Here is an 11,288-nt window from a genome sequence, read left to right as displayed (position 1 = left end):
AAAAAATCAAAATGTTAGCCAGCTAACATTTTGATTTATAACATTTTAATATTTATAATTACGTTAATTAAAACTCCAACCTTTATAGCTAGTCGAAGCTTCTAGTTGCTTTTCTAAAACATCATTTAATTGAGGAAAAAAGTCTATGCCAGTTAAGGCTTCAATAGTATCTACCGAAACTACAAATTCGTATAGCGGTGCATTCGAATCTTTATGTGGCATTAAAAAAGCAATCATCTTTGTTTTGCCAGAATTATTATCGATAAGCACTTTATAAAATTGATTGGGAACTGCCACATCTTCATCGCCTATGGCATCCATCTTCCCTTTTAAAACCCCTCCTGTAACTACAAAAACACCGTCGTATTTATTAGCCCAATAACGTACTTTATTTTCGAGCCGATTCCAAACACCAGAATTAAATTGATGCTCTTGGGGGCTTATATTGCTTGTTAAAAACGTTTCATCGTGAGCCATTTTACTATAGCGTCTATCTCCTGCCGGACATAAATGTCCGCGATCATATCCGGAATTTTTATAATTCCTCCAATGTGCTGCTCCTGTTTTTACAGCTTTATCTATCTCAAAATAAGGACGTTTAAAATTACTGTTAGATAGATGCTCCTTTTTTAATTCGTAAGCAACCCATTCGGCTTGTTCGTGCGGTTCACTATAAGACAACGAGTAGCCTTCATGATAAATTATTTGATCTGTTGTACTTGTAGGCAAGAAATACTCGTTAGTATCAGATTTAACTGTTTTGCCTGTTTTAACTTTCTCAACGGCTTCTTCATTATTTAAAAAATGCTCATAGCCATAAATACCAAAAACGATAATTATGGCTATAATTGAGTAAACTGTTTTTTTATTCATACTAATCTAAAACAAACTCTAAAGGCTGTCCGGTAGCTCCATTTGGGAAACTAATACCTAAAAGTGCCGACATAGTTGGAACGATATCTGTTATTCTAGTTTTTTGAAATGTTTCTCCTTTTTTAATCCCCTTTCCAAAAAACAAAAGCGGCACGTGCGTATCATAATTTAAACCGCTACCATGGGTAGATCCCGTTCTTCCGTAAGAAATAAAAGCAGGATCGTTAACCAATAAAACATCGCCCGATCGTTTTTGGTTGAATCCATTTTGCAACAAAACTTCAATCCCTGTAGTAAAATCTACTGTGCTCAGGGTGGTAGCTGTATAAGCTTTTGATATATTTTTATATGTCATTTGCTCATTCACGATAGCTTCCTGCACTTTATCCAAATCCAACTTTAAATCTTTAATCTTTTCTCTATTTAGGAAAATCTGATTGTTACTAATATTTTCCAGAATATCCGTAGTTCCATAAGTATCCATTAAAAACTTTTGAAACTTCTTTTTACGTTCGTCATTATTTAAATATCCCGCAGGAATCTTAACAGATTGTAAATACGATGGTACATCTACGGCGCCATGATCGGCTGTTAAAAATACGGTGTACGCTCCCGCTCCTACTTTACTGTCTAAAACAGAAAACAATCTTTCCAAGTCTTTATCTAATCGTATATAAGTATCTTCAATTTCTTTTGAGTTTACTCCAAAATTATGGCCGATATAATCTGTACTGGAATAACTAATTGCCAAAACATCTGTAATCGCATCTTCTCCCAATGCTTCACCTTCAAGAGCTGCTAAAGCAAAATCTGTGGTTAAGCTATTACCATAGGCTGTTGCCTTTAAAATATCAAAACCACCATTCTCCTTCTTTAAAGCTTTTAAATCGTAAGGAAAAGTTGCTGTTTCTTTTCCTTTAAAACCGCCTTCAAATGTATTTAAATCACTTCCGCTCTCTACATACGAATTGATATCATATAAAGTATTCCAAACTTTAAAATACGACTCGGCTGCGTTGGATTTATTAAACTTTTTTACCCATTTTGGTAGCTCTTCCATATAAAATGTACTGGAAATCCAATGCCCTTCATCTTTTCCATGAAACCAATAAGCAGCATTTGCCGTATGCCCAGCTGGTAAAATAGCGCCTCTATCTTTAATTGAAATACCAATGGTTTTACCTCGCATTTGAGTAAACAACCTATTCTCATCTGTGAAAGTTGATGTTTTCATTCTATGAGGTGACATTTGCCCAGCTGTACTTTTCGTTCCTACAGACTTAAATGATTCGTCCCCTGCACAATAAACCATGCTTTTAATTTCTTTGTCATACCAATTATTCCCTATAATGCCATGATATTTTGGAGTTGTTCCTGTATAAACAGAAGCATGTCCTGGTCCTGTATATGTTGGTATGTAATTAAAATGATTATTCTTACAATTAAAACCTTCATTCATCATGCGCTTAAAACCACCCTCTCCAAATTTTTTATAAAATCGTGTTAAATAATCGTATCGCATTTGGTCTACAACAATGCCAACAACTAATTTTGGTTTTACTGCTTCGTCCCTTTCTTTTTGAGCTTTAACAGACAAACTAAAAAGAAAAACTAAAATGAGGAAAAATATATTTTTATTCATAATCACTTATTTTTTACGATTCAAATGTAAAGATTTTAAAACATCAATATTTAAATTTAAGGTTAAATACCATTACTTTTTTTACTTTAGCAGTAACAAATTTTCATATGGTATACCTTAATAACATTGGCGCCTACTTTTTAATGATCATTGAGATGTTTCGCAAACCTACTAAATGGTCTGTGATGAAGAAACTAATATTTAAAGATATTGACGACTTAATCATAGGTTCTCTTGGTATTGTTGCGTTCATATCATTTTTTGTTGGTGGGGTTGTAACGATTCAAACCGCTTTAAATATAAACAATCCGCTTATCCCTAAATATTTGGTTGGGTTTGCTACCAGACAATCTATTGTTTTGGAATTTGCTCCTACCTTTACCTCGATAATTATGGCAGGGAAAGTAGGGTCTTTTATAACATCCAGTATTGGTACCATGCGGGTTACTGAACAAATAGACGCCCTGGAAGTTATGGGGATAAACTCTATAAACTATCTTGTTTTGCCCAAAGCAATCGCATTATTACTATATCCTTTTGCTATTGCCATTGGTATGTTTTTAGGTATTCTTGGAGGTATGGCAGCATGTGTTTTTGGCGGATATACCACACTTGAAGATTACGTTCTGGGTATTCAAACCGATTTTCAAGCTTTTCATGTTACATATGCCTTTATAAAAACTTTTGTATTCGCTTTTATTCTTGCCACTATCCCTTCGTTTTATGGTTATTATATGAAAGGCGGGGCTCTTGAAGTTGGTAAGGCAAGTACAACATCTTTTGTTTGGACCTCTGTTGTAATTATACTTTTAAATTATATACTAACTGATATGATGCTAGGCTAATGATAGAGGTTAAAAATTTACATAAATCGTTTAGTGGAGTCGAAATTTTAAAAGGTATTAGTACCTCTTTCGATAAAGGCAAGACCAACCTTATTATTGGACAAAGTGGTTCTGGAAAAACTGTTTTCCTAAAATGCCTGTTAGGGTTATTCCATTATGAAGAAGGTACTATTTCTTATGATGGAAAAATATTTTCGCAATTATCTGAAGATGAAAAACGAAATCTGCGTGCCGAAATTGGTATGGTATTTCAAGGAAGTGCTTTATTTGATTCTATGACGATTGCAGAAAACGTTATGTTTCCGCTGCAAATGTTTACCAATCAAAGCAAAAGTGAAATGGAAGATCGCGCCAACTTTGTTTTAAAACGTGTTAATTTAGATGGTGCCCATAAAAAAATGCCTAGTGAGGCTTCTGGGGGGATGCAAAAACGTGTAGCAATAGCCAGAGCCATAGTAAACAATCCGAAATACTTATTTTGTGATGAGCCAAACTCGGGGCTTGATCCTAAAACGGCTATTGTAATTGATAATCTTATTCAGGAAATTACCGAAGAGTATGAAATTACAACTGTAATTAACTCGCATGACATGAATTCTGTTATGGAAATTGGCGAGAAAATTGTATTTCTTAAAGATGGACTTAAAGCTTGGGAAGGTTCTAACAAAACCATTTTTAAAACAGACAACGAAGTCGTTACAGATTTTGTTTATTCTTCTGAACTAATGAAAAAAGTACGCCAAATGTATATTGAAGAAAAGCAATAATTGATTGGTTTTTCAATAACACATTTCAGACTCGCATTCTTAACTACCAAAAAATCAAACAATTAGACACCTAATTATTTTAGCAATTCAAAATTTTTACTTACATTTGGTTTACCAAAGTGGTAAACCAGTTTTTAAAAAGATTTGATTTCATAATATAGATTTTAACCCTTGGCAATAAGACTTACTTATTGCCCAATTTAAACTATACTATTATGAAAAAAAACTTAATTTTTTTAAGTAAGAGATTTTACTTAAATACGCTATGTTTTGCCTTATTACTTCTGGCAACAAATTGTTCTAAAGAAGGCCTTACCCAAACCCCTACCAATGGTGCTGAGGAAGTTTTAGAAGAAACAAAAACCCCATCTACTGCCAAATCCTCTAAATCGGTTAAAATGGCCATTACCGGAATTTGGGCAAGTGCATCACAGAATTCAACTCACACCCCAGATAAAGCCATAGATGGTAACAACAGTACACGATGGACTGCCAATGGCACTGTATATTTATATGTGGACTTAGGTGCATCCCAAAAAATCGATTACGCTAAAGTTTCCCATTTTAAAGGGAACAGCAGAAGGTATACGATGAAATTTCATGTAAGAAATTCAACAAATGCCAGCTGGTCTCTAGTTGGAACCAAAACGAGCCCTGGAACTACCAATTCTTTATACGATTACGATCTAGTTAACAGCACCAACAGATACCTTAGAATTACTTGTACAGGTAATACTGCTAACGGTTATAGCAACATCCAAGAGCTCCAAGTATGGGGTACACCGGCTGATGGCGGCGGTGGTGGAGGTGGCGGAGGAGGAGGCTCCTCTGCAAAAGATATTTTAGGAGGTCTTACAAATTGGAAGCTAAATGCTTATTCCGGTAATCTTAATGTTAGCAGCAACAACAATGGGTTGTCTTATGTTGATAACGCATCGAAAAATGACAATTCGGATTGGTTTTATGGATCTAACGGATATGCTTACTTCAAAACCTACCCTGGCAATCCTACAAGTGGTGGTTCATCTAACCCAAGAACTGAGTTGAGGGAAATGACTTCTAACGGTTCTAGTCGTATGTATTGGGATGGTACAACAAGTACCGAACATAAAATGAAGTGGACGATTAGAGTGGAGGATTTACCACCATCTGGGAAACTATGCTTTGGTCAAATACACTCCAGAGGTTCTTTTGATGACTTAATCCGTGTGCAGGTTCAGGGAAGTAACGGCCAGAATTCCGGTTCTGTAAAACTAAGACTTTTAGGATATGCTACCGAAGAACTGTTAGGCGGCGGACAGACTGTAGATTTTGACTTTAGAATGGATAGAGATTATTCTTTTGAATTAACAATGAAGAACAAAAAGATAAGACTTTATGCATTAAATTCTAGCGGTTCCAGAACACGTACATTGTTTACATCTGGGTCTATAAATTCTGATGAGAACTATTTTAAAGCTGGATGCTATTTACAATCCACAAAGAATAGTCATAAAAATTCTTCGGTTTATGGATTAGTTGGAATGTCATCAATTACTGTTTCGCATTAAGATAAAGTGCGTACTCCAAATTGACTAGCAATAATAAAAATTAAGAGACCACCTGAAAAATGACTTTTCAAATGGTCTCTTTTTTTATAACACTTATTAAACTTCTTTAGTATTTAAAAACTTAAATACTAAAAATTCTTTATTACAAATTAACTTTGTAACACATTACGCTATTATTGAAAAAAGTAGGTACAAGCAACATCTGTGTTTCTTGAATGTAATCAATATCGGCAGCGTAAATATCGTCTTCTCTTGTATCTAACAATACTGTTTTTTGCCAATTAGTGGTATCAATATGAAAAACTCGCCCCTTCCAATCCGAGACTATTAAATTTCCATTTTTTAGCTGTACAATACCATCTCCATGACCAAGTTCTTCTGTATGTATTTTAGAGGCTTTTGAACTAAAGCTATAACTTCCTAAATAATGCTTTCCGGAATCAATAAAGAACAGGCCGTCTTTTTGATGCAGTAATCCGTTTAATCGACCTTTTGTATCTAAATCAATAACAGTAATCGCTCCGTTTTTTAAAGCATAAATCGAGTTTGTATTCGATCCGGATGCATATACAATACCTTCAGGACTTACCGTAATATCATTTAAATGAGGTTCGTCTTCTAAGGCATAGGATTTACTAATCGTTTGAGTTTTTATGTCTATTTCTACAATTCTATCAATATCGGTTACATATAGTTTGTCATCAAAAACCCCCATGCCTTTCGGGCCACTTAGTCCTTCTAACCATTTTAATTCCAGAATATTTCCTTTGGTATCGATAGTAGATATAAAACCATTATTATCTTTCTCCCACGGATTATTGTTCACATTAGCAACAAAAATAACATCTAGTGCTTTATTGTATAAAGTAGATTCACAAGTCGTTAAAAGGGTATCTGTTTGCCAAACTAAATCAAGACTTGGGCTTTTTTTTGTCTCTACTACTATTTTAGATTCTATTTGAGTCTGGTTCGTGTTCCGTTTCTCTTTACAAGAAAGTCCTAATAAAAGAACTATCAAAACACAGGTTACAATGCTTTTTTTCATTGTTTTATTTTACATTAAAATTAATCATTCCTTCTGCTGCTAATTAAGTCTTTTAATTACCAGAGTATCCAATTTTAGTTTTTGTTTCATCCAAACGCTTAACTCTTTTTCTTTTACTAATGCCAAACTATCTTTTAAAGATTTTCGCCATTTTATTCGAGCAACCGCTATGGTATCTATTTTAATAAAATCTTTAGATTCAAGCATTTTTGCATAACTAAAGTATTGTAAATCACTAAACCTTACTTTGGCATCGCGTGATAGATTAGTGAACGAAACCGAATTATTCTGGGATACGTCATTTTCTATTTTTTTATTCAGTTCTGTGATTTCAACCTGTAAGCCTACAATTTGCTTTTGTAAACCGGAAATAATGTTATCCTTTTGATCTAATTCTTTAATTGCTCTATCGTAAGCATCAGATATTTTGTCAAAGCTTCTATTTTTATTTCCATTTATTTCCAGGTTAAATTCTTTAATCTTGTCGTATCGTTTCAGTTCATTTCTTAAGTCTGCTTCAGTAGCATTTGTTATCTCTCCATTAAAATACAGCACTATTTTTTCCTCGTCGGTATTCATTACCCCACTTTGAAACCATAACTCACGGTTAGATCTAATTTCATCTTTAACAAAATTATTATAGTCATTCTCATAACCACTTTGCTTTATAAACTCCACAAAAGTCCAAATCGCCGGAGCCATAACTAATATTGCCAGGATAGAAGCCAGTTGCGATATACGTTTTCTTTTCTTGGAATTGGCGTATTTAAGCATTGGAAAACGTAACACCTTCAATACGATAAATGTGGCCAGCGCAATAAAAATAGTATTGATAGTAAATAAATACATGGCGCCCACAAAATAATCCCAATTATGAGCTAACCCATAACCTGCGGTACATAACGGAGGCATTAAGGCTGTGGCAATAGCAACTCCAAAAATAACAGAAGCTATAGTCCCTTTTTTAGTTCGGGCTATGATTAACGCCAAGCCCCCAAAAAAGGCTATGAGTACATCCCTTACATCTGGTTTGGTACGTCCAAAAAGCTCGTTAGTAACCAAGTCTGCCGTTGGAAAAAATTTAAAAAATAAATAAGCTGTTAGTAAACTTAAAACAATCATCGTTGCCAAGTTTACCAACGATTTTCTTAATGTGTCTATATCATTAATCGCGATAGAAAGTCCAACGCCCAAAATAGGTCCCATTAATGGAGAAATTAACATGGCTCCAATAACAACTGCGGTAGAGTTGGCATTTAAACCTACCGAAGCGACAAATATTGAGCAAATTAAAATCCAAGCCGTAGCGCCTTTAAAGGGAATATCTCCTTTAATGGCTTCAATAGTGGCATCCCTATCGGTGTCTTCCCTAAAATCAAGTAATTCACTAAAAAAGGTTTTAGTACTTTGGAATAATCCTTTGGCATCTTTTTTTACAGCTTCTTTCGATTGCTCAACCGTATTTTCCTGACCAGCTTCCTCTTCGGAAAAATTGAATTTACTTTCTTCACTCATAATTGTTATTATCCATAATGTTCCCCAAACTTATCCTTTACGTTTTGGAGAACTTTTTTAATATCCTGTTCTTTTGTTTTAGGAAAGATAAGCAAAACTTCATCTTTATCAACAATAATGTAATCCTGTAAACCATCAACAACGACTATTTTGTCATTTTTTGTACGAATCATATTTCCAGAAGCATCTTCTGTTAAGGTTCTGGCATTTACAACTGCATTTTTGGTTTCATCCTTATCCAACTTATCATATAAGCTTCCCCAAGTGCCCAAATCATTCCAATCGAAATCTGCCGCAATGACATAAACATTGCTCGATTTTTCCATAATGGCATAGTCTACCGAAATATTCTCTGCTTTACCATAATTTTCTTGAATAAAGCCATCTTCTAAATCGGTATTATAAACAGCTATCCCTTTTTCAAATAACGCAAATAATTCGGGTTGATTATTTTTAAAAGCTTTAACAACACTTTTTACACTCCACATAAAAATACCAGCATTCCATAAAAAATTACCTTGTTCTATGTATTGTTTTGCTACTTCGTAAACGGGTTTTTCTTTAAACTGATTAACCGATCTTACTCCACTGCTCACTTCAACCGAACTTACTACAGGCTCCCCGGTTTCTATCGTTTCTTTTTCGTATTCTATATAGCCATAGCCTGTATTAGGAAAAGTGGGCTGTATACCTAAAGTCATTAATGCATCATTTTGAGAACAGAAATTGAATGCTTCCTGTACATTTTCAGAGAAAGCATTTTCATCTTCAATCCAATGATCGCTAGGTGCAACAATCATAACAGCATCTGGATTTTCCTTTTGAATTTTTAATGATGCATACAGTATGCAAGGCGCTGTATTACGCATCGCCGGTTCTAAAACCACTTGTCGTTTTGTAACGCTTGGTAATTGTTCGAAAACCAAATCATTATAACGTTCATTGGTTAAAATAAAAATATTTTCCTCTGGTATTAATTTTGCTAAACGATGAAAGGTTTTTTGAATTAATGTGTCTCCAGTTCCCAACATATCGTGAAATTGCTTAGGAAAATCTTGAGTACTTACCGGCCAAAATCTGGAACCAACTCCGCCTGCCATTAAAATGGCATAATAGTTTTTATTTTTCATATTTTTTACCCCGTTAAAGATAGAAATTAGTTTGGTTATAGTTAGAAAGAGCTCCTTAAAGCCCTTATACTTTTTATTTTTATTTTCGAAATTCCTTATTTATATAGGAATAAGGATCTCTAATTAAATTTGAAAAGATACAACTTTTCCTTCATTTAAGTTTATAAAGCTTAATCCAGTAAATTAACTTCTGCATTGGGGTTAAACAAGTACAATCTTCCTGTTTTAACCTCAACACACTCAAAACGCTTTACTCGCTTTTGCCCCATTTTAAATACTCTACCATTATACAGCTTAAAATTGCTACCTAGAGGCACTTCAAAAATATAGGTTTTATCGTTTGGTAAGTCGAACTGTTTTAATGCCAATGCCAAATTTACATCGGTATCGCTACTAGCTTTAGGGTTTTTAAAATGCTTTGCCAAAAGCGGTAATAAATGACTTGGAAAAATATCTGGATTCAAAAATGGCAACATTAAACGCTGAAACGTTCGCTTCCACTCTATCCCATGAGGCTTAATAAATTTACCATAGGTTTTGTATGCCTCAAAATGGGCAATTTCATGAATAAGGGTAATTAAAAACCGAAATTTATTAAGGTTTGAATTTATGGTTATTTGATGTTTCCCATTGGGTAATCGTTTATAATCGCCATGCCTCGTTTTACGTTCGGCTTTTACTTTTACCACCAAATGCTCATGGTCTAGAAGTTTTAAAACTTCTAAAAGAGCGCCTTCTGGAATATATTGTTGAAGCTGTTGCTGCATTGACACAAAAATAAAAATTATAGCTATATTCACTCTATCAATTTATAAAAATGATTACAAAACCTACTTTATTAATCGATGAGTTTAAGTGCAAACAAAATATTGCTAACATGTTTGCTCGTTCGAAACAACACCATGTTACACTTCGCCCTCATTTTAAAACCCACCAATCGCTAGAGATAGGGCAATGGTTTAAAAATGTTGGTGTTACAAAAATTACGGTCTCTTCTTTAGATATGGCTAGTTATTTTGCTAAAGAATGGCAAGATATTACTGTGGCCTTTCCTGTAAATATTCTTGAGATAGATGTTATTAATACATTGGTAAGTAAAATAACTCTAAACATCCTTGTAGAGCACAAAGATAGTTTAGAGTTTCTGGAAAAACATTTAACCCATAAAATCAATTTTTATATTAAGATAAATATTGGTAATAACAGAGCCGGATTACGGCACTATGATCTAGAAAGTATCGAATCGATATTGGCATTTGCTAAACAAAGTGACAAACTAAACTTTATTGGCTTTTTGGGCCATGCTGGACAAACCTACAAATGCAGAGGTAAAGCGGAAATACTAAGCGTACATTACGAAGCAAAAACAAAACTGGTTACTTTAAAAGAACAGTTTAAAGATACCTACCCTAATGTTATAGCATCTTATGGTGACACACCTAGTTGTAGTATCTCTGAAGATTTTAGCGGTATTGATGAGATTCGACCTGGGAACTTTGCCTTATACGATGTTATGCAAGCACAAATAGGATCTTGCGAGCTTAAGCAAATAGCGGTAGCCATGGTCTGCCCTATTGTTGCCATCCATCCTAAACAAAATGAGCTTATAATTTATGGCGGAGGTGTTCACTTTTCTAAGGATTCCATTAACGATAAGGATCATGGTACCATCTATGGATTAGTTGTACACAAAACCTCTAACGGCTGGGGCGACATTATACCGAATACCTATGTTTGCGCTCTATCTCAGGAGCATGGTATTGTAAAGATTCCCAAAACCGATATAAACAACTACAAAATAGGTGATACTATTTTGGTATTACCCATACATAGCTGTATGACCGCTAATTTGATGAAGGCATACTATACTTTAAACGGACAAGTTATTAGTATGCAATCCTGAAAAAAACCGGGTTGGTAA

10 protein-coding genes are annotated in these 11,288 nt (G+C 34.3%); 4 read left to right on the top strand and 6 right to left on the bottom strand.

What is annotated here, in order from left to right; genetic code table 11:
* Positions 1–63: 63 nt before the first annotated feature.
* Entirely contained in the window at positions 64–873 is an 810-nt protein-coding gene (locus C1H87_RS16870; RefSeq protein ID WP_102756939.1) for a DNA/RNA non-specific endonuclease, read from the bottom strand.
* Between the two features lies 1 nt (position 874).
* Entirely contained in the window at positions 875–2,515 is a 1,641-nt protein-coding gene (pafA, locus tag C1H87_RS16865; RefSeq protein WP_102756938.1) for an alkaline phosphatase PafA, read from the bottom strand.
* 107 nt (positions 2,516–2,622) lie between these two features.
* Here pafA and C1H87_RS16860 point away from each other — a divergent pair, with 107 nt between their 5' ends.
* The 3 genes from C1H87_RS16860 (at position 2,623) to C1H87_RS16850 (ending at position 5,677) form a co-directional block, all read left to right on the top strand.
* Positions 2,623–3,360 (top strand): MlaE family ABC transporter permease, encoded by a 738-nt coding sequence (locus tag C1H87_RS16860; protein WP_102756937.1) that lies wholly within the window; start codon positions 2,623–2,625, stop codon positions 3,358–3,360.
* Complete coding sequence (locus C1H87_RS16855) at positions 3,360–4,127, top strand: ABC transporter ATP-binding protein (RefSeq protein ID WP_102756936.1); 768 nt, start codon at positions 3,360–3,362, stop codon at positions 4,125–4,127. Before C1H87_RS16860 ends, C1H87_RS16855 begins: the two co-directional genes overlap by 1 nt.
* Before the next feature lie 215 nt (positions 4,128–4,342).
* Positions 4,343–5,677, top strand: coding sequence for a polysaccharide lyase family 7 protein (locus C1H87_RS16850; protein WP_102756935.1), 1,335 nt, complete (start codon positions 4,343–4,345; stop codon positions 5,675–5,677).
* A 142-nt stretch (positions 5,678–5,819) separates the two neighbouring features.
* On the opposite strand, the gene C1H87_RS16845 is transcribed toward C1H87_RS16850, so the two are convergent.
* From C1H87_RS16845 to C1H87_RS16830, 4 genes are all read right to left on the bottom strand, one after another.
* On the bottom strand, positions 5,820–6,722 hold the full coding sequence (locus tag C1H87_RS16845; protein WP_102756934.1) for an SMP-30/gluconolactonase/LRE family protein: 903 nt from the start codon (positions 6,720–6,722) through the stop codon (positions 5,820–5,822).
* A gap of 39 nt (positions 6,723–6,761) precedes the next feature.
* Entirely contained in the window at positions 6,762–8,237 is a 1,476-nt protein-coding gene (locus C1H87_RS16840) for a DUF389 domain-containing protein (RefSeq protein ID WP_102756933.1), read from the bottom strand.
* Between the two features lie 8 nt (positions 8,238–8,245).
* Positions 8,246–9,367, bottom strand: coding sequence for a mannose-1-phosphate guanylyltransferase (locus C1H87_RS16835; protein ID WP_102756932.1), 1,122 nt, complete (start codon positions 9,365–9,367; stop codon positions 8,246–8,248).
* 170 nt (positions 9,368–9,537) lie between these two features.
* Positions 9,538–10,134, bottom strand: coding sequence for a SprT-like domain-containing protein (locus C1H87_RS16830; RefSeq protein ID WP_102756931.1), 597 nt, complete (start codon positions 10,132–10,134; stop codon positions 9,538–9,540).
* A 50-nt stretch (positions 10,135–10,184) separates the two neighbouring features.
* Here C1H87_RS16830 and C1H87_RS16825 point away from each other — a divergent pair, with 50 nt between their 5' ends.
* Entirely contained in the window at positions 10,185–11,270 is a 1,086-nt protein-coding gene (locus tag C1H87_RS16825; RefSeq protein ID WP_102756930.1) for an alanine racemase, read from the top strand.
* Positions 11,271–11,288 lie beyond the last annotated feature (18 nt).

It is taken from the genome of Flavivirga eckloniae (assembly GCF_002886045.1).
GTDB lineage: Bacteria > Bacteroidota > Bacteroidia > Flavobacteriales > Flavobacteriaceae > Flavivirga > Flavivirga eckloniae.
The sequence above is the reverse complement of the archived record's forward strand: the minus strand, read 5'-3'. Positions and strand labels throughout refer to the sequence as shown.

Excerpts from the sequence above, each read along its gene's own strand:
- pafA (WP_102756938.1), bottom strand. The coding sequence starts at position 2,515 with ATGAATAAAAATATATTTTTCCTCATTTTAGTTTTTCTTTTTAGTTTG.
- C1H87_RS16870 (WP_102756939.1), bottom strand. The coding sequence starts at position 873 with ATGAATAAAAAAACAGTTTACTCAATTATAGCCATAATTATCGTTTTT.
- C1H87_RS16850 (WP_102756935.1), top strand. The coding sequence starts at position 4,343 with ATGAAAAAAAACTTAATTTTTTTAAGTAAGAGATTTTACTTAAATACG.
- C1H87_RS16840 (WP_102756933.1), bottom strand. The coding sequence starts at position 8,237 with ATGAGTGAAGAAAGTAAATTCAATTTTTCCGAAGAGGAAGCTGGTCAG.
- C1H87_RS16855 (WP_102756936.1), top strand. The coding sequence starts at position 3,360 with ATGATAGAGGTTAAAAATTTACATAAATCGTTTAGTGGAGTCGAAATT.
- C1H87_RS16825 (WP_102756930.1), top strand. The coding sequence starts at position 10,185 with ATGATTACAAAACCTACTTTATTAATCGATGAGTTTAAGTGCAAACAA.
- C1H87_RS16830 (WP_102756931.1), bottom strand. The coding sequence starts at position 10,134 with ATGCAGCAACAGCTTCAACAATATATTCCAGAAGGCGCTCTTTTAGAA.
- C1H87_RS16860 (WP_102756937.1), top strand. The coding sequence starts at position 2,623 with ATGGTATACCTTAATAACATTGGCGCCTACTTTTTAATGATCATTGAG.
- C1H87_RS16845 (WP_102756934.1), bottom strand. The coding sequence starts at position 6,722 with ATGAAAAAAAGCATTGTAACCTGTGTTTTGATAGTTCTTTTATTAGGA.
- C1H87_RS16835 (WP_102756932.1), bottom strand. The coding sequence starts at position 9,367 with ATGAAAAATAAAAACTATTATGCCATTTTAATGGCAGGCGGAGTTGGT.